At 58.6% G+C, this 16,962-nt stretch carries 18 protein-coding genes; 9 read left to right on the plus strand and 9 right to left on the minus strand.

Features of this window, described 5'->3' with window-relative positions; all coding sequences use genetic code 11:
• Positions 1-122 precede the first annotated feature (122 nt).
• Positions 123-491 carry a PilZ domain-containing protein gene (locus KI231_RS25395; RefSeq protein ID WP_213026636.1) on the plus strand — a complete coding sequence of 123 codons (369 nt, stop codon included), beginning with the start codon at positions 123-125 and terminating at the stop codon, positions 489-491.
• Positions 492-618: 127 nt separating this feature from the next.
• Here the strand turns inward: KI231_RS25395 and radA are convergent, their stop codons facing one another.
• The 3 genes from radA to katB are packed head-to-tail and all read right to left on the minus strand — an operon-like array spanning position 619 to position 4,179.
• Entirely contained in the window at positions 619-1,986 is a 1,368-nt protein-coding gene (gene radA / locus KI231_RS25400; protein ID WP_003228407.1) for a DNA repair protein RadA, read from the minus strand.
• 45 nt (positions 1,987-2,031) lie between these two features.
• Positions 2,032-2,577: an ankyrin repeat domain-containing protein gene (locus tag KI231_RS25405; RefSeq protein WP_213026637.1), complete on the minus strand. Its 546-nt coding sequence runs from the start codon at positions 2,575-2,577 to the stop codon at positions 2,032-2,034.
• A 60-nt stretch (positions 2,578-2,637) separates the two neighbouring features.
• On the minus strand, positions 2,638-4,179 hold the full coding sequence (gene katB, locus KI231_RS25410) for a catalase KatB (protein WP_213026638.1): 1,542 nt from the start codon (positions 4,177-4,179) through the stop codon (positions 2,638-2,640).
• Between the two features lie 287 nt (positions 4,180-4,466).
• Between katB and mscL the strand changes: the two genes are divergently transcribed.
• On the plus strand, positions 4,467-4,880 hold the full coding sequence (gene mscL / locus KI231_RS25415) for a large-conductance mechanosensitive channel protein MscL (RefSeq protein WP_103303624.1): 414 nt from the start codon (positions 4,467-4,469) through the stop codon (positions 4,878-4,880).
• Between the two features lie 43 nt (positions 4,881-4,923).
• Here mscL and KI231_RS25420 read toward each other — a convergent pair whose 3' ends face one another.
• The gene (locus tag KI231_RS25420; RefSeq protein ID WP_103303625.1) at positions 4,924-5,700 is read right to left on the minus strand and encodes a ferredoxin--NADP reductase; all 777 of its coding nucleotides are present in this window, start codon (positions 5,698-5,700) and stop codon (positions 4,924-4,926) included.
• A 322-nt stretch (positions 5,701-6,022) separates the two neighbouring features.
• Between KI231_RS25420 and KI231_RS25425 the strand changes: the two genes are divergently transcribed.
• Positions 6,023-6,736: an autoinducer binding domain-containing protein gene (locus KI231_RS25425; RefSeq protein WP_213026639.1), complete on the plus strand. Its 714-nt coding sequence runs from the start codon at positions 6,023-6,025 to the stop codon at positions 6,734-6,736.
• A 175-nt stretch (positions 6,737-6,911) separates the two neighbouring features.
• Entirely contained in the window at positions 6,912-8,036 is a 1,125-nt protein-coding gene (locus tag KI231_RS25430; protein WP_103303627.1) for a methyltransferase, read from the plus strand.
• Between the two features lie 72 nt (positions 8,037-8,108).
• Here KI231_RS25430 and KI231_RS25435 read toward each other — a convergent pair whose 3' ends face one another.
• The 3 genes from KI231_RS25435 to KI231_RS25445 all read right to left on the minus strand — a co-directional run bounded on the left by KI231_RS25435 (position 8,109) and on the right by KI231_RS25445 (position 10,815).
• On the minus strand, positions 8,109-8,276 hold the full coding sequence (locus KI231_RS25435; protein WP_103303628.1) for a DUF2474 domain-containing protein: 168 nt from the start codon (positions 8,274-8,276) through the stop codon (positions 8,109-8,111).
• An 82-nt stretch (positions 8,277-8,358) separates the two neighbouring features.
• Complete coding sequence (gene cydB / locus KI231_RS25440) at positions 8,359-9,366, minus strand: cytochrome d ubiquinol oxidase subunit II (RefSeq protein ID WP_103303629.1); 1,008 nt, start codon at positions 9,364-9,366, stop codon at positions 8,359-8,361.
• Positions 9,367-9,369: 3 nt separating this feature from the next.
• A complete protein-coding gene (locus tag KI231_RS25445; protein ID WP_213026640.1) occupies positions 9,370-10,815 on the minus strand; it encodes a cytochrome ubiquinol oxidase subunit I in 1,446 nt (481 codons plus the stop codon).
• 551 nt (positions 10,816-11,366) lie between these two features.
• On the opposite strand from KI231_RS25445, the gene KI231_RS25450 reads away from it, so the two are divergent.
• From KI231_RS25450 to KI231_RS25460, 3 genes are all read left to right on the plus strand, one after another.
• Entirely contained in the window at positions 11,367-12,605 is a 1,239-nt protein-coding gene (locus KI231_RS25450) for an MFS transporter (RefSeq protein WP_213026641.1), read from the plus strand.
• Positions 12,606-12,704: 99 nt separating this feature from the next.
• Positions 12,705-12,983, plus strand: a complete 279-nt coding sequence (locus tag KI231_RS25455) for a type II toxin-antitoxin system RelE/ParE family toxin (RefSeq protein WP_103303632.1) — start codon at positions 12,705-12,707, stop codon at positions 12,981-12,983.
• 14 nt (positions 12,984-12,997) lie between these two features.
• A complete protein-coding gene (locus tag KI231_RS25460; protein ID WP_103303633.1) occupies positions 12,998-13,285 on the plus strand; it encodes a HigA family addiction module antitoxin in 288 nt (95 codons plus the stop codon).
• Positions 13,286-13,290: 5 nt separating this feature from the next.
• On the opposite strand, the gene KI231_RS25465 is transcribed toward KI231_RS25460, so the two are convergent.
• Both KI231_RS25465 and KI231_RS25470 read right to left on the minus strand, forming a co-directional pair.
• Positions 13,291-13,842, minus strand: coding sequence for a DJ-1 family glyoxalase III (locus tag KI231_RS25465; RefSeq protein ID WP_213026642.1), 552 nt, complete (start codon positions 13,840-13,842; stop codon positions 13,291-13,293).
• Positions 13,843-13,909: 67 nt separating this feature from the next.
• The gene (locus KI231_RS25470) at positions 13,910-14,359 is read right to left on the minus strand and encodes a DUF4879 domain-containing protein (RefSeq protein WP_103303771.1); all 450 of its coding nucleotides are present in this window, start codon (positions 14,357-14,359) and stop codon (positions 13,910-13,912) included.
• A gap of 222 nt (positions 14,360-14,581) precedes the next feature.
• Between KI231_RS25470 and KI231_RS25475 the strand changes: the two genes are divergently transcribed.
• Both KI231_RS25475 and trmA read left to right on the plus strand, forming a co-directional pair.
• Complete coding sequence (locus KI231_RS25475; protein WP_103303635.1) at positions 14,582-15,877, plus strand: NCS2 family permease; 1,296 nt, start codon at positions 14,582-14,584, stop codon at positions 15,875-15,877.
• Positions 15,874-16,953 carry a tRNA (uridine(54)-C5)-methyltransferase TrmA gene (gene trmA / locus KI231_RS25480; protein WP_103303636.1) on the plus strand — a complete coding sequence of 360 codons (1,080 nt, stop codon included), beginning with the start codon at positions 15,874-15,876 and terminating at the stop codon, positions 16,951-16,953. Before KI231_RS25475 ends, trmA begins: the two co-directional genes overlap by 4 nt.
• Positions 16,954-16,962 lie beyond the last annotated feature (9 nt).

The raw sequence follows: 16,962 nt of genomic DNA on the forward strand, positions 1-16,962 counted from the left end.
ACCCCGAGTTTAGCGCTTACGGCGCCAAAGGCCATACCCCGACATTGGTCTAGACGCTTTACTGGTTGGCTCGCCCCCGCTTGCGGGGTCTATAGTCAGCAAACCTTCAGGAGGATTGCGCCATGAGCGAGCACCCTGCAAATCGTCGCCGCTTCAAACGAATTGCGTTCGATGCCAGAACCGAATTACGCCAGGGTGAATATATCTGGCAGGTGAAGCTGATCGATCTGTCACTCAAGGGACTATTGATCGAGAAGCCAGGGCCATGGCTGGGCATTGCCGAGAATACTTTCCATGTCGACATCCATCTGAGCGAAGACGTCCATATCGAAATGGATGCGCTGCTTAAACACGATGATCACGGACAGCTCGGCTTCGTCTGCCAGCACATTTCTCTTGATTCGATTCAACGCTTGCGGCGGTTGATTGAACTCAATCTGGCTGACGAAGCCGAGCTGGAACGCGAACTTGGCGCCCTGATCGAAATCTAGAATCCACCATTGAACCCTGTGGGAGCTGGCTTGCCAGCGATAGCGGTTTCAGACTCGACGAACATGTCGACAGTCAGAACGCAATCGCTGGCAAGCCAGCTCCCACAGGTTATGGGTTGGGTTCAAGTTATTCGAAGAGCGCGTCGAGGGCTTGTTCGAGGCGGGTGACAGCGATGATCTGCAAGCCCGCAGGTGCTTCTTTTGGTGCATTGCCCTTGGGTACGATCGCCCGTTTGAAGCCATGCTTGGCTGCTTCTTTCAAACGCTCCTGACCGCTCGGCACCGGGCGCACCTCGCCGGACAAGCCGACTTCGCCAAACACCAGCAGATCATGGGGCAATGGCCGATTGCGCAGGCTCGACATCACGGCCGCCATCAACGCCAGGTCGGATGCGGTTTCCAGCACCTTCACCCCGCCGACCACATTGAGGAACACGTCCTGATCGTGGGTCGGAATGCCACCATGACGGTGTAAAACCGCGAGCAACATTGCCAGACGATTCTGATCAAGCCCCAGCGTCACCCGACGCGGGTTGGCCAAGTGGCTGTCATCGACCAGTGCCTGCACCTCCACCAGCATCGGTCGCGTGCCCTCCCACGTTGCCATCACCACACTGCCCGGGACTTCTTCCTGGGCACGGGTAAGGAAAATCGCCGAAGGATTGGAGACTTCCTTCAGGCCTTTGTCCGTCATGCCGAACACACCCAGCTCGTTGACCGCACCGAAACGGTTTTTCACCGCCCGCAGCAAACGCAAACGCCCGTCGGATTCACCTTCGAAATACAGCACGGTATCGACCATATGTTCCAGCACGCGCGGGCCCGCCAGCGCGCCTTCCTTGGTGACGTGACCAACAAGGAAAATCGCTGTGCCGCTTTGCTTGGCATAGCGCACCAGCAACGCCGCACTTTCGCGCACTTGGGAAACGCCGCCCGGCGCCGATTGCAGTTGTTCAGTGAAGATTGTCTGGATCGAGTCGATCACCATCACCTTGGGCTTTTCCTGACGGGCGGTGGCGATGATGGTTTCGATACAGGTCTCGGTCATCACCCGCAACTGGTCCTGCGGCAAGCCGAGGCGACGGGCGCGCATGGCCACCTGCTGTTGGGATTCCTCGCCGGTGACGTACAGCGCTGGCATGCTCTTGGCGAGATTGCACAGGGTCTGCAACAGAATCGTCGACTTGCCGATCCCCGGATCACCGCCGATCAGCACCACCGAACCATCCACCAGACCACCGCCGAGCACGCGATCGAGTTCACCGGACGCGGTGGAAAAACGTGGAATCTCCTCGATGCTGACTTCGGCCAGGGTCTTGATCTGCGCCTGTTGCCCAGCCCAACCGGTGCGGCCGGTGGGCGCGGTGGCGCCGCCGCTCTCGATCATGGTTTCAGTGAGGGTGTTCCAGGCACCGCACTCGCCACACTGGCCGGCCCACTTGGGAAAGGTTGCGCCGCACTCGGTGCAGCCGTACATGCGCTTGGCCTTGGCCATCAGAACCCCCGACAAAAACCGCGATGATAACGCACGTGCCGCCAATCAGCGCGGCGCAGCAGTACGGATTTCCCCGTTGGCCAGACGCGCGGCGCTGTTGCCCAGCGGATCTTGCGCATCCAGGTCGGCACCTTTGGCCTTGAGGGCGTCGAGCAACTCCAGTCGCTTGAACAGACCGGCATACATAGCGGCCGTCTGACCGGCAGCGTTACGTTGGTCGGGGCTGCAATCGGTGGCCATCAAGCGTCGGGCAATCTGTAACTCACCCTTGAAAATCGCGCCCATCAACGCCGTGTTACCGCGCTGATCCTGAGCACAGGCGTCGGCCCCGGCGGCGAGCAATCGTTCCACCGCGGGTGCCTGCCCGTGATACGCCGCCAGAATCAGCGCGGTGTAACCCTTGTCATCGCGAGTGTCGAGGGAGTAACCCGATTCGATAAAGCTCTCGAGCATCGGCACATCACCACGCCGGGCAGCGTCGAAATAGTAGTTTTGCAACTGAAGTCTGATAGCGTCGGGGCTCTGCGCATCAGGTGCCGCCCACGCGTTGAATGACAAACAACCGGCCAACATTAAAAGACAGATACGCATCAGCGATCTCCTTGAGTGAAACGGGGCCTGAGTCAGGCCCCGCATCGCATGAGCCTCGAATCAGTCGACCAGTTTGGCCGCCAGTGCCTTGACTCGGCTGAGGTCACCCTTGGCCACCTCGGTCACGCCGGTGCCATATTCCGGATCGGCCTTATAAAGGAAGGACAGGATGATGTGCTTGCTCTCGTCATCGGTGCTGGCCAGCGAGCCACCGAAGCTGTCGATCAGATCGCGGCGTTCCTTTTTGCTGAACGAGCGATACAGATCACCGGCCTGCTTGAAGTTCTGTTCACGCTGGATCTTCGCTTGCTGAGTGCTACCCGACAGCGCCGACTGGCTGTAACGAGCGGTTTGCGTTTCTTCACGCGGTTGTACACGGCTCGGCTGATAGTTCACCCCGGAGCTGCTCGCGCCCACGTTCATCGCACCATCCTGATTGCCATTGTTCACCGCAACTTTCGGCGCATTGATCGGCAATTGCAGGGCGTTGGCGCCCAGGCGATACATTTGCGTATCGGCGTAAGAGAACACCCGACCTTGCAACAGACGGTCTTCCGAAGGCTCGATGCCTGGCACAACATTGGAAGGTGCCATCGCAACTTGCTCCGTCTCCTGAAAGACGTTTGCCGGATTACGGTTCAATACCATTTGTCCAACTTTTCGTTCCGGAATACCCGGCCAGATCTTTGTCGCATCCAGTGGATCGAAATCAAACTTCGACAAATCTTGTGGCTTCAGCACTTGAACGTACAAGTCCCATTTCGGGAAGTTACCCTTATTGATATTAGTGACCAAATCCGTCGTCATGTGACTGTAATCTTGCCCTTGAACCTTGACGACTTGTTTTGGCGTTAAGTTGTTAATTCCCTGCAAACTCTTCCAGTGAAACTTCACATAGTGAATTTCGCCTTTGGCATTCACCAACTTGTAAGCATGTACACCATTGCCATCCATCTCTCGATAACTGGCTGGAGTTCCCGAATTGGAATACAACTCGGTCAGCGTACGCGTGGCTTCCGGTACGTGAGAGAAGAAGTCGAAGCGGCGCGAGTCGTCATCCAGGTTAGTGCGCGGGTCGGGTTTGAACGCATGCACCATGTCCGGGAACTTGATTGCATCACGAATAAAGAAGGTCGGAAAATTGTTGCCGACCAGGTCCCAGTTGCCATCGGCGGTGTAGAACTTGGTGGCGAAACCACGCGGGTCCCGCAGGGTTTCCGGAGAGTGGTTGCCATGCACCACGGCGGAAAACCGCACGAATACAGGCGTGCTCTGGCCGGCGGCAAAGACCTTGGCCTTGCTCAGGTCGCCAAGGTCATTGGTCACGGTGAAAGTGCCATGGGCGCCGGTGCCACGGGCGTGAACCACGCGCTCCGGGATGCGCTCGCGGTCGAAACGCTGCAGTTTCTGGATCAGTTGCACATCCTGCAGCAGCACCGGGCCATTGGCACCTGCGGTTTGCGAGTTCTGGTTGTCGCCAACTGCTGCACCGTTATCGCGGGTCAGGGGAGCGGCCTGCACGGAGAAGGTCAGCAGGCTGGCGGTGAGTAAGCCAATCGTACGGCGATGGGGAAAAGCCCCCTGTCCAAGAGCGGAATTCATATCAGGATCCTCTGGTTTTTTTGGGCGCATCCAGGTGCGCCCCACCAAGGCTAGAGGCCTGTGCCGTCGAACATAAATAGAAAGAACGTAACTCCATGATTGAAAAATTTGGCTTTCCGATCAGCAGGTTACGGCGTATTTCGCGCGCGATTAGTGGCACTTTGCAAACTAATCGTCGATTAGTGTGTCGATAAAAACGGGCATTGTAAGAAGGTGTTTCGCGCAGGACGCGTTTTGCTGATTTACACTGCGTACACCAAAACTCATCTGTAACAAGGAAATAACCTATGGGCGTGCTTAGCGAGTTCAAGGCCTTCGCGGTCAAAGGCAATGTGGTCGACATGGCCGTCGGTATCATCATCGGTGCCGCGTTCGGCAAAATCGTTTCGTCCTTTGTCGGTGATGTGATCATGCCGCCAATCGGTCTGCTGATCGGCGGCGTCGACTTCAGCGATCTGGCCATTACGCTGAAAGCCGCCGAAGGCAATGCCCCTGCGGTGATGCTGGCTTACGGCAAGTTCATCCAGAGCATCCTTGATTTTGTGATCGTCGCTTTCGCGATCTTCATGGGCGTCAAAGCCATCAACCGCTTGAAACGCGAAGAAGCCGTGGCGCCTACCCTGCCACCGGTGCCAACCAAAGAAGAAGAATTGCTGGGCGAGATCCGCGATCTGCTCAAGGCCCAGAACACCCGGCCCTGAACCCATCGCACGATAAAAAACGGCGCCTGTGGGCGCCGTTTGTTTACCAGTAGTTTTCTACCGCGACCTGGCCAGGCCTGCGGGTCAGGCTGAGGCTCATGTGGCGCTTTTTCAACAGCGCGCGAGTGTCGTCGATCATTTGCGGGTTACCGCACAACATGACCCGCGAGTGTTCGGCAGTCAGCTCAACGCCTGCAGCACGCTCCAATTCACCGTTCTCGATCAGCGTGGTGATTCGGCCATGCAGCGCATCCGGGTGTTGCTCGCGGGTGACAGTGGCAATGAACTGCAGTTTGTGAATGTGCTCGGCGAGGTAATCACGCTGCGCCAGTTCGGCGATCAGTGTCTGGTAGGCAAGTTCGCGCGCCTCTCTGACGCTGTACACAAGGATGATGCGCTGGAATTTCTCCCACACCTCGAAGTCCTGCAGGATCGACAGGAAAGGCGCCACCCCTGTGCCTGTGGACAATAGCCATAAATCGCGACCGTCGACGAAACGATCAAGGGTCAGATAGCCGAACGCCTGGCGATCGACCAGCAGCGAGTCGCCAACCTCAAGCCGACTCAGCTCACTGGTGAACTCGCCCCCGGGCACCACAATGGAAAAGAACTCAAGAAACTCATCGAAGGGAGATGACACCATGGAGTAGGCACGCCACACGGTGCTGCCATCGGCCCTGGTCACGCCGAGTCGAGCGAACTGACCCGCCCGAAAACGAAATCCCGCGTCGCGGGTTGTACGCAAGGTGAACAGACTGGGGGTCAAGGGTTGTATGGCCACGAGGGTCTGCCGGGTGAACTTCTCTGTACTGGCTGTCATAGGGCACTCCATTCAACGGTTGCCACCAGTTTCCCGCAAAGCCACGCGCTTAAATACCACCGATTTGTAATGGCATTCAGCACGTATTTCGTGCTTGTAAATCCTGTACAAAACCATGACATTTATGACTAATAAGTAAAACTTTGTAAAAGATGTCACACCCCATATAAAACAATATGTACTTAAGAACTAGTTATTCAGTTTTTACTCCATTCAAGTGCAAAAAAATCAAAACAATGCGTAGGGAAGGTCCTACACTCGTTGGCGTGCGGATCCGGTTGGATCCAAAAAAGCACCCCAGTTATCGCATGGAGCTTTGGTAATGGAAACGTGGAAGGAGTCGCAGTTAAAGCAACTGACTTTCGCCAAAGGTATAGATTCGGCATATCCGATATTGCTCAGATTTGCCGAAAATCTGGGTTTTAACTTTTGTGCGATATCGGTTACTTCGCCCCGGCAGGTCACGCAATTAAACGCCTTGCAAATCAACAACTACCCTCAAGACTGGAATCAAAAATATGAAAAAGACAACTTCAATCAAATTGATCCCGTAATAGCACACTGCAATCATTCAATGATCCCCATCGTCTGGAATGAAAAGGCATTCTCAAATGCCCCACAACTATGGCAAGGCTTGAAGCAACAGGGTCTGCAACATGGCTGGTCGCAATCGTTCCACCACGAGGAAAGCGGCTTGTGCTGCATTCTCAGCCTCGCACGCAGGCATTGCCCGATCAGCCCCCTGGAGTTGTATGAGCATTTTGGCTACATCTTTTACGCCGCCAGCCACCTCAGCGAATTGTTCGCCCGGACCTTACCCAAGCAACCTGCCAAACCCCGGCAGCCAAAACTTTCGTCACGAGAACTGGAAATCATGCAATTGTCCGCCGGCGGAAAGACGGCCTATGAGATCTCCAAGATCCTCAGCCTGAGCGAACGCACCGTGAACTACCACGTGCAAAACGTGATCGAGAAGCTCAACGTCTGCAACAAGATTTCCGCCGTCATCGCGGCTGCCAGAGCCGGAATCATCTGACCGATGTCTTGGTTGACGCCTGAAAACCTGCGGGTATTTCGCTGAAAAAAAAAGTACCATTTGTGGCCTTCCTGAGTGATGGCGTGATTTCCCCGCGCCGCAGTCCACTCGGTCGGTTCCGCCGCACAACACCAAGGCTGCGGGACACCCGTCGATTACCCTGAGTCCCCGTCCCATGCCTTTGCTCGATACGCCCTTTGCCCAACTCGACCTGATCCGCCAGCCCGAACAGCAGAACGAACCGCTGCAAGCTTTCGATGCCGCCGACGAATACCTGCTCAATCATCTGGCTGCGCAGCAACCGACGACCGACACGCGGGTATTGGTGCTCAACGACAGCTTCGGTGCGCTGGCCGCCAGTTTGCTGGGCAAGGTTGACGTCACCAGCAGCGGCGATTCGTTTCTGGGCTTTCAGGGGCTGGAAAAAAACCTGCTGCGCAATGGCCAGGCATTCGACGCCATTCGCGGGATCCCGGCCAGCGAGCCGTTGCTCGGGCCGTTCGACCGCGTACTGATCCGCGTTCCGAAAACCCTCGCTTTGCTGGAAGAACAACTGATTCGGCTGCAAGGGCAGTTGGCGCCCGGCGCTGAAGTGATTGCGGCGGCGATGATCAAGCATTTACCGCGCGCCGCTGGCGATCTGCTGGAGCGCTATATCGGTCCGGTTCAGGCCTCACTGGCGGTGAAAAAAGCCCGCTTGCTGATTGCCACCCCAGAGGCGAAAGCCGCGGCGGTGTCGCCCTACCCGACCCGCTATCGCCTCGACACGCCAGCCATCGAACTGCTCAACCACGCCAATGTGTTCTGCCGCGAGGGACTGGACATCGGCACCCGCGCCTTTCTCCCGCATTTACCGAAGAATCTTGGCGGCGCACGAGTCGCCGACCTGGGCTGCGGCAATGGTGTACTGGCGATTGCCAGCGCCCTGCAAAATCCGGATGCGCAGTACACGCTGGTCGACGAATCATTCATGGCCGTGCAATCGGCTGCTGAAAACTGGCGTGCCGCGCTCGGTGATCGCGAAGTGATTGTGCGTGCCGGGGATGGTCTGGCCGGTCAGGAACCGCAATCGCTGGACGTGGTGCTGTGCAATCCGCCGTTCCATCAACAGCAAGTGGTCGGCGATTTCCTGGCCTGGCGCATGTTCCAGCAGGCACGCGAAGCGCTGGTGGTAGGCGGTGCGTTGTATATCGTCGGCAACCGTCATCTGGGTTATCACAGCAAACTGGCTCGGCTGTTCCGGGGCGTCGAGCAAGTGGCGGCCACCCCGAAATTCGTGGTGCTCAAAGCGCGCAAGTAACCTGCGGGCAAAAAAAACCCTCCATGCGGAGGGTTTCAAATCCGTACCCGAAGGCGCCGGGGACGGGGTGATTCAATGAGTGGTCAAGCCTGCCGCATTCATGAACATGCGCATCAGGCTGGCGGCGATAAACAGCACGCCGACACTGCCTGCCCAGATCAACGCCAACCAGCCGAGCCGCTGCCACAGCGGTTTTTTTTCGGCTTCTTCAATGTCGTGCAGGGAATGTTTGCCGGTCATTGTTTCGATCCTCATTCAGAGCGGGCGTCGCAGCCGACGTCATCGTCGGAACGCCGCCCGGAGCAAGCCCGCTGCCACAGGTTCAGTGATAACCGTCTTCATGGGTGACCTTGCCGCGGAACACGTAGTAGCTCCAGAAGGTGTAACCCAGGATGAACGGAATGATGAATAACGTGCCCACCAGCATGAAGCCCTGGCTTTGCGGCGGCGCGGCAGCGTCCCAGATCGAGATCGACGGCGGCACGATGTTCGGCCACAGACTGATGCCCAGACCGCTGTAGCCGAGGAAAATCAGCACCAGGGTCAACAGGAACGGCATGTAGTTGGCATTGCGCGCGACGGCGCGAATCAGGCCATACATCGTCACCAATACCAGAATCGGCACCGGCATGAACCAGAACAGATTCGGCATGCTGAACCAGCGTGTGGCGATTTCCGGGTGCGCCAGCGGGGTCCACAGGCTGACCACACCGATCACCGCCAGCAGCACAAAGGCCAAGGGCCGCGCCAGATTGTGCATCTGCTCTTGCAACTTGCCTTCGGTCTTCATGATCAGCCAGGTACAGCCGAGCAAGGCATACGCCACCACTAGCGCAGCGCCGCAGAACAGGGTGAACGGAGTCAGCCAGTCCAGCGAGCCACCGGCGTACTGCCGATTGACCACCGGCAAACCGTCGATGAACGCACCTAGGGCCACGCCCTGGAAGAACGTTGCGGCCACCGAACCGCCGATAAACGCCTTGTCCCACAGGTGACGCTTGTCGTCCTTGGCCTTGAAGCGGAACTCGAATGCCACGCCACGGAAAATCAAACCGATCAGCATGAAGATCAGCGGCAGGTACAACGCCGACAGCACCACCGAATACGCCAGTGGGAACGCACCGAACAAGGCCGCGCCGCCGAGTACCAGCCACGTTTCATTGCCGTCCCAGACCGGGGCGACGGTGTTCATCATTACGTCACGGTCAACCTTGCCCGGGATGAACGGGAAGAGAATCCCGATTCCCAGGTCGAAGCCGTCCATGACCACGTACATCATGATGCCGAAGATGATGATCACGGCCCAGATCAGCGGAAGATCAATACCCATGAGTCAAATCTCCTTGGTCAGGGTGACGTCGTCGCCGTGGTCGGCATCGGCCGAATCGTCGGCAGCGGACAACGGACGGGCCGGCGTGCGTTTTTTGCCCGGGCCACCTTCCGGCGTTTCTGCGCCTTCGCTGATCTTCGGCCCTTTGCGCACCAGACGCATCATGTAACCGAGGCCCGCACCGAACAGGGCGAAATACACCACTACAAACATGATCAGGGTGATGCTCATCTGCATGAAACTGTGGTTGGAGGAAGCATCCGCTGTACGCATCAACCCGTAGACCACCCACGGCTGACGACCGATTTCCGTGGTGAACCAGCCGGCAAGAATCGCGATCAGGCCGGACGGCCCCATCCACAGCGCCAGGTACAGGAACGGACGCGAGGTGTAGAGGGTGTCGCGTTTACGCAGCCACAAACTCCACAGACCGGTGAAGATCATCAGGAAACCGAGGCCGACCATGATCCGGAACGACCAGAACACGATGGTCGAATTCGGCCTGTCTTCTGGCGGAAACTCCTTGAGCGCCGGTACCTGCTTGTCCAGTGAGTGGGTCAGGATCAGGCTGCCGAGATACGGAATTTCCACGGCGAATTTGGTTCTTTCCTCTTTCATGTCCGGCCAGCCGAACAGGATCAGCGGCGTCGCCTCGTCGCCCTTGTTTTCCCAGTGGCCTTCGATCGCGGCGATTTTCGCCGGTTGATGCTCGAGGGTATTGAGGCCGTGGAAGTCACCGATGACGGCTTGAATCGGCGCGACAATCAACGCCATCCACATCGCCATCGACAGCATGGTGCGGATCGCCGGGTTGTCCTTGCCGCGCAGCAGGTGCCAGGCCGCTGACGAGCCGACGAAGAACGCCGTGGCGACAAACGCTGCAGTCGCCATGTGCATCAGACGATAGGGGAACGACGGGTTGAAGATGATCGCCAGCCAGTCGGTCGGAATCACTTGGCCGTTGATGATCTCGAAGCCCTGCGGGGTTTGCATCCAGCTGTTGGAGGCGAGAATCCAGAAGGTCGAAATCAGCGTGCCGATGGCCACCATCACCGTGGAGAAAAAGTGCAGGCCGCGCCCGACCTTGTTCCAGCCAAACAGCATGACCCCAAGGAAACCGGCCTCGAGGAAGAACGCCGTGAGCACTTCATAGGTCAGCAAAGGCCCGGTGACAGAACCGGCGAAGTCCGAGAATCGGCTCCAGTTGGTGCCGAACTGATAGGCCATGACCAACCCGGACACCACGCCCATGCCGAAGTTGACGGCGAAGATCTTCGACCAGAAGTGGTAGAGGTCACGGTAGGTGTCATTAAGGGTTTTCAGCCACAGGCCTTCGAGTACCGCAAGGTAACTCGCCAGACCGATGGTGATGGCCGGGAACAGGATGTGGAACGAGATGGTGAACGCGAACTGAATTCGGGCGAGATCGAGTGCCTCTAAACCGAACATATGGCTTCCTCTGTCAGGTAATACCGGTTGCGGGCCCGGAGGCCTGCACCCACTGCCCCCACGGATATGGAGTGCGGCGAATTCTGATTCGTTCTTTTTAAACAACCATCGCAACGCAGGGAGTCTGGCCAACGGGCCACCGGATCAATTCCTTCTGGGGTCTTGATCTGGATCAAGCAACGTTGAAAGAGTAGTCCCATTTGCGACGAAGAACCGCGTGGTCGTTTGCCGCGTGACAAGTTGCCTCATTGCAGCTGCAAGGCTCTGAAATACATTTGTCAGATGAATGAAGTCCCCTGTGGCAAGGGAATTCATCCCCGATCGGCTGCGCAGCAGTCGCAAATCCGACCCCGTTATTCATCTGAAAGAGCTGAGTTGAATGCTATCGGGGCCGCTTCGCGGCCCATCGGGGATAAATCCCCTCACCACAAGGGAAATCTCACAGGCAGGGAAAATCGATGTCTGGCTAACTAAATTTTTTGTCATAGCAACTTCCTGTTACAGACTGGTGATAACCTCGCGATTCTCCCCCGAGCCAGACCTGCCTTCAGATGCCCAGCCAAGAGCCTTTGCTGTTACGTCACCATCGCCCCTTCCTTGCGTTCTGGTTCGCCCGGATCTTCACCGCCAGCGGATTTCAGATGCTCACCGTGGCGATTGGCTGGAACCTCTACCAACTGACCGGCAACGTGCTCGACCTGGGTCTGGTCGGCTTGGTGGAATTCGCCCCGCGTGTGCTGTTCATGCTGCACACCGGGCATGTCGCCGACCGCTACGACCGACGCAAAGTCGCAGCAATCTGTCAGTCATTGCAGGCATTGATCGCCCTGGCCCTGGCCATTGGCAGCGCCACCGATCACGTCACCCGGGAAATGATCTTCATCCTCGCCTTCCTGCTCGGCGCGGCGCGTTCGTTTGAAATGCCCACCACTCAAGCGCTGCTGCCAAGCATTGTGCCCACTGCGCTGTTCCCGCGAGCTGTCGCGGCAGCGCAATCGGCACAACAATCGGCGACCATCGTGGCGCCAGCCATCGGCGGGTTGCTTTACGCATTCGGCAGCGTCTGGGTCTATGGCCCGACGGTGCTTCTCTATGTGATTGCCTGCTCGCTGATGCTCAACCTGCCGGCGCGTCAGACACCTTTGAACAAAGGCAAAGCCACGCTAAATTCGTTACTGGCGGGCATCCGCTTCATTCGCAGCCGTCCAGACATCCTCGGCGCGATTTCGCTGGACCTGTTCGCGGTGCTGCTCGGTGGCGCCACCGCGCTGCTGCCGGTATTCGCCAAAGACATTCTGCTGACGGGCCCGTGGGGCCTGGGCCTGCTGCGTTCGGCACCGGCAGTGGGTGCATTGGGAATGTCACTGTTTCTGGCGCGGTTTGCCGTGGAGCGCAACGTCGGCCGGGTGATGTTCACCGCAGTCGGCATCTTTGGCGTCGCAACGATTGCCTTCGGCCTGTCGACCTCGTTCTGGTTCTCGCTGGCGGTGCTGGTGGTGCTCGGCGCGGCGGACATGATCAGCATGGTGATCCGCGCCTCCTTCGTACAACTGGAAACCCCTGACGAAATGCGCGGCCGGGTCAGCGCGGTCAACGGCTTGTTCATCGGCGCCTCGAACCAGTTGGGCGAATTCGAATCCGGCCTCACCGCTCACTGGTTCGGCACCGTACCGGCGGTGGTCATGGGCGGCATCGGTACGCTGGTGGTGACGGGAACGTGGATCAAGTTGTTCCCGACGCTGGCCAGACGAGACCGAATGACAGAGTTGGTCGAAGAGGCGAAGGCTTAGTTTTCGTTTACCGATACAGCACACCAACACAAATTAATCGAAAAGGTGCGGTACATAGATACCGCATCGAGTGTAATGTATCGCCTTACACTCGCTGGCATGATCAAATCCTTTCAGCACAAAGGCCTTCGTGGCTTCTATGAAACAGGTTCGACTCGCGGAATTCGCGCCGATCACGCAAAACGGTTAGCGCGCATGCTGCAATTCATGGATCGCGCAGCGCTCCCCGCAGATCTTGATCTTCCAGGCTGGCGTTTGCATCCACTGAAGGGGGAGCTGTCGACATACTGGTCGCTCAGTGTTTCAGGCAACTGGCGGGTTATCTTTCGTTTTGTCGGTTCGGACATCGAACTGGTCGATTATCTGGACTACCACTGACAGGAGGCAGGCTCATGCCCATGCACAACCCGCCACACCCCGGTGAAACACTGCTGCTGGATGTCTTGCCCGAGCTTGGCATCAGCGTGACCGAACTGGCACGGCACCTCGGCTTCGCTCGCCCGCATCTTTCCCGTGTATTGCATGGGCATGCGCCGATCAGCCCGGATCTGGCCGTGCGGCTGGAGCGAGCAGGCATAGGCAAGGCACGCGTTTGGTTAGGTGTTCAAACCGACTACGATCTGTGGCAAGCGGAACATCGGGAGCAACCGGCGATTGAACCTATCGCCGCGCACGCCTGAACCCTTCAAACCAGCAACTCCCCCGCCACTTTCGCCCGCAAGGCCTTGCCGCCAAGTTGCTCCACCAGCGCCAGCGCAAACGCCAGTGCGGCGCCTGAGCCTTGGGCGGTGATGCAGTTGCCGTCGACCACCACCGGTTGATCAACAAACGTACAACCGGAGAGTTGATGGCTGGCACTCGGCAGGCAGGTCATGCGCCGCTGGCGCAATACGCCGAAGGTTTGCAGGGCGAGCGCGGGGGCTTCGGCGATGGCGGCGAACAGGCGTCCGGCGCTGGCCTGGTCCTTGAGCAGTTGCTGCAGAGGTTGATGCGCCGCCAGGTGTTGTGAACCGACAGCCCCGCCGGGCAGGACGATCAGGTCGAAGGTTTGCGCCAGCACATCGACCAGCATGCCGTCGGCGGTCAAGCGAGTACCGCGTGCGCAGGTCAGCATGCGGCGTCCTTCAATACTCGCCGCCACCACTTCGATGCCGGCGCGGCGCAACACATCGATCAGGGTCACGCTTTGCAGATCATCGATGCCCTCGGCGAGGGTAATCAGGGCTCTAAAGGTCATGGGCGATTTCCGCTGGTTGATCTTTAAAGCGTAGTCAGCTTTGCCCGCGACCGTTCGGGTGCAGCCGTTACTTGATGTAAAGCTGCGTCGACAGGGTGTTGCGCGGGGCGTTGATCGAGGTGTTGCTGAAGCTGAAAGTCCCTTCCTGCTTGCCTGCCATATCGAAGGTATAGAGGGAGCCAACGGTTTTGCTGCCGGGTGTGCATTCGGTCAGGTTGCCGTTATCGAAGGCGCACACCGGGGAGCGCGTGCCATTCACTTCGAAGCCGTCCAGCGTGGCGTGCGGCTGGCTCTGGCCATAGCCGACTTCCAGCACGTAGACCTTGATGCTCGGTCCGCTGTGATTGCACTGGGTTTGCGCCTGGTTATCAGCAATGTCTTCCAGGCCACAGGCCGACGATTGCACCTTGATCACCTTCACCTCGGTCAATGGTGGCGCCGATGCCGCGAACGCAGCAGAGGCTCCCGTCATCAGCCCTGCGATCAATCCGAAAGCCGTCATCCAGCGCTTGCTCATGCGTTGCCCATCCTGAAAAAAACTGCGCGCAGTATGGCGCAGTTGGCCGCAGTGCAAAACTTCGACGACGATCGACACCAACAACCGCCATATTCCTCACGCTGCTGGTATGATGCGCGGCTTTTTCCGGCCCACCACAATTTTCCAGGCGCTTGCGACGGTCTGTGCTTTGCTGTTGAGGTCGATACATTCACGGCGCCACGCGCGCCACGGGGAGCAGACATGCTGGAAAGGCTGTTTCAACTCAAGGCACATAACACCAACGTGCGCACCGAGATTCTCGCGGGCATCACGACTTTCCTGGCCATGGCCTACATTCTGTTCGTCAACCCGAGCATTCTCGGCGAGACCGGCATGGACAAGGGCGCGGTGTTCGTCGCCACCTGTCTGGCAGCCGCCATCGGCTCCACGGTCATGGGCCTGATCGCCAACTACCCGATCGCCCTCGCTCCGGGCATGGGCCTGAACGCCTTCTTCACTTATACCGTCGTGCTGCACATGGGCCACACCTGGCAAGTGGCGCTGGGCGCGGTGTTCATCTCGGCCGTATGCTTCTTCCTGCTGTCGATCTTCCGCATCCGTGAATGGATCATCAACAGCATCCCGTTGCCGCTGCGCTCGGCGATTGCCGCCGGTATCGGCCTGTTCCTGGCGCTGATCGCCCTGCACAACGCCGACATCGTGGTGAGCAACCCGGCGACCATGGTCGGCCTCGGTGACCTGAAAGCGCCGGCACCGATCCTCGCCACCCTCGGTTTCGCCCTGATCGTCGCCCTCGAAGCGCTGAAAGTGCGCGGTGCAGTGCTGATCGGCATTCTGGCGGTGACGATCACGTCCATCGCCTTCGGCTTTACGCCGTTCAATGGCGTGACCTCGATGCCACCTTCGCTGGCCCCGACATTCCTGCAACTGGACATCAAAGGCGCGCTGGACATCGGTCTGGTCAGCGTGATCTTCGCTTTCCTGTTCGTCGACCTGTTCGACAACTCCGGCACCCTGATCGGCGTTGCCAAGCGCGCCGGCCTGATGGGCAAAGATGGCCACATGCCGAAAATGGGGCGCGCCCTGATCGCCGACAGCACGGCCGCCATGGCCGGTTCGCTGCTGGGCACCTCGACCACCACCAGCTACATCGAATCCGCTGCCGGCGTGAGTGCTGGCGGCCGTACCGGGCTGACCGCTGTTGTCGTGGCGATTCTGTTCCTGCTGGCGTTGTTCTTCTCGCCACTGGCGGCCAGCGTTCCGGCTTTCGCCACCGCACCGGCGTTGCTGTTCGTCGCTGTATTGATGATGTCGGGCCTGGCAGAAATAGAATGGGACGACATCACCGTCGCCGCACCGGTCGTGGTCACCGCGCTGGCCATGCCGTTCACGTATTCGATCGCCAACGGCATCGCGTTCGGTTTCATCTCCTGGACCGTGATCAAGTTGCTGTCGGGCCGCGCCCGTGAGCTGAACCCGGCGCTGGTGATCCTGTCGATTCTGTTTGTGATCAAGTTGGGTTGGTTCAACGCATGACTTTCGATTCCCAGGCCTACGCCGCACAGCTAGAAGACAAGGTCACGCGTTTGCGTGACCTGCTGGCCCCGTTCGATGCGCCAGAGCCGACCGTGTTCGACTCGCCGCTGCAGAACTTCCGTCTGCGTGCCGAATTCCGCCTGTGGCGCGAGGCCGGCGAGCGGCATTACGCGATGTTCTCGCAGGACGACAAACGCACGCCGATCCTCATCGAAGAATTTCCGATTGCCAGCCTGCGCATCAATCAACTGATGCCGCAGCTCAAGGCAGCGTGGCAAGCCAGTTCGGCGCTTAGCCACAAGCTGTTTCAGGTCGAGTTTCTGACCACGCTGGCCGGCGATGCGATGATCACCCTGTGCTATCACCGCCCGCTGGACGAGCACTGGCATGCAGCGGCGACGAAGCTTGCGGCGGATCTCGGCGTCAGCATCATCGGGCGCTCGAAGGGCAAACGCGAAGTGCTCGGCCTTGATTACGTGGTCGAGAAGCTCGAAGTCGGCGGTCGCACCTTCAGCTACCGCCAGCCGGAAGGCGCGTTCACCCAGCCCAACGGCACCGTGAACCAGAAGATGTTGAACTGGGCTTACGAAGCACTGGGCGATCGCCCTGACGATCTGCTGGAGCTGTACTGCGGCAACGGCAACTTCACCCTGCCGCTCGCCACCCGCGTGCGCAAAGTGCTGGCCACCGAGATCAGCAAGACCTCGGTTAATGCCGCATTGAGCAACCTCAGCGAAAACGCTGTGGATAACGTCACGCTGGTGCGTTTGTCCGCCGAAGAGCTGACCGAAGCGCTCAACGAAGTGCGTCCGTTCCGTCGCCTGCACGGCATCGACCTGAAGAGCTACGAGTTCGGCAGCGTGTTCGTCGACCCGCCGCGCGCCGGCATGGACCCGGACACCTGCGAGCTGACCCGGCGCTTCGACAACATCCTGTACATCTCCTGCAACCCGGAAACCCTGGCGGCCAACATCGCCCAATTGCACGATACGCACCGCATCACCCGTTGCGCATTGTTCGATCAGTTCCCGTGGACGCATCACATGGAATCGGGTGTGTTGCTGACCCGACGCTGAGTGCAGAGG

It is taken from the genome of Pseudomonas sp. Seg1, assembly GCF_018326005.1.
GTDB lineage: Bacteria > Pseudomonadota > Gammaproteobacteria > Pseudomonadales > Pseudomonadaceae > Aquipseudomonas.

Excerpts from the sequence above, each read along its gene's own strand:
- KI231_RS25395 (WP_213026636.1), top strand. The coding sequence starts at position 123 with ATGAGCGAGCACCCTGCAAATCGTCGCCGCTTCAAACGAATTGCGTTC.
- radA (WP_003228407.1), bottom strand. The coding sequence starts at position 1,986 with ATGGCCAAGGCCAAGCGCATGTACGGCTGCACCGAGTGCGGCGCAACC.
- KI231_RS25405 (WP_213026637.1), bottom strand. The coding sequence starts at position 2,577 with ATGCGTATCTGTCTTTTAATGTTGGCCGGTTGTTTGTCATTCAACGCG.
- katB (WP_213026638.1), bottom strand. The coding sequence starts at position 4,179 with ATGAATTCCGCTCTTGGACAGGGGGCTTTTCCCCATCGCCGTACGATT.
- mscL (WP_103303624.1), top strand. The coding sequence starts at position 4,467 with ATGGGCGTGCTTAGCGAGTTCAAGGCCTTCGCGGTCAAAGGCAATGTG.
- KI231_RS25420 (WP_103303625.1), bottom strand. The coding sequence starts at position 5,700 with ATGACAGCCAGTACAGAGAAGTTCACCCGGCAGACCCTCGTGGCCATA.
- KI231_RS25425 (WP_213026639.1), top strand. The coding sequence starts at position 6,023 with ATGGAAACGTGGAAGGAGTCGCAGTTAAAGCAACTGACTTTCGCCAAA.
- KI231_RS25430 (WP_103303627.1), top strand. The coding sequence starts at position 6,912 with ATGCCTTTGCTCGATACGCCCTTTGCCCAACTCGACCTGATCCGCCAG.
- KI231_RS25435 (WP_103303628.1), bottom strand. The coding sequence starts at position 8,276 with ATGACCGGCAAACATTCCCTGCACGACATTGAAGAAGCCGAAAAAAAA.
- cydB (WP_103303629.1), bottom strand. The coding sequence starts at position 9,366 with ATGGGTATTGATCTTCCGCTGATCTGGGCCGTGATCATCATCTTCGGC.
- KI231_RS25445 (WP_213026640.1), bottom strand. The coding sequence starts at position 10,815 with ATGTTCGGTTTAGAGGCACTCGATCTCGCCCGAATTCAGTTCGCGTTC.
- KI231_RS25450 (WP_213026641.1), top strand. The coding sequence starts at position 11,367 with ATGCCCAGCCAAGAGCCTTTGCTGTTACGTCACCATCGCCCCTTCCTT.
- KI231_RS25455 (WP_103303632.1), top strand. The coding sequence starts at position 12,705 with ATGATCAAATCCTTTCAGCACAAAGGCCTTCGTGGCTTCTATGAAACA.
- KI231_RS25460 (WP_103303633.1), top strand. The coding sequence starts at position 12,998 with ATGCCCATGCACAACCCGCCACACCCCGGTGAAACACTGCTGCTGGAT.
- KI231_RS25465 (WP_213026642.1), bottom strand. The coding sequence starts at position 13,842 with ATGACCTTTAGAGCCCTGATTACCCTCGCCGAGGGCATCGATGATCTG.
- KI231_RS25470 (WP_103303771.1), bottom strand. The coding sequence starts at position 14,359 with ATGAGCAAGCGCTGGATGACGGCTTTCGGATTGATCGCAGGGCTGATG.
- KI231_RS25475 (WP_103303635.1), top strand. The coding sequence starts at position 14,582 with ATGCTGGAAAGGCTGTTTCAACTCAAGGCACATAACACCAACGTGCGC.
- trmA (WP_103303636.1), top strand. The coding sequence starts at position 15,874 with ATGACTTTCGATTCCCAGGCCTACGCCGCACAGCTAGAAGACAAGGTC.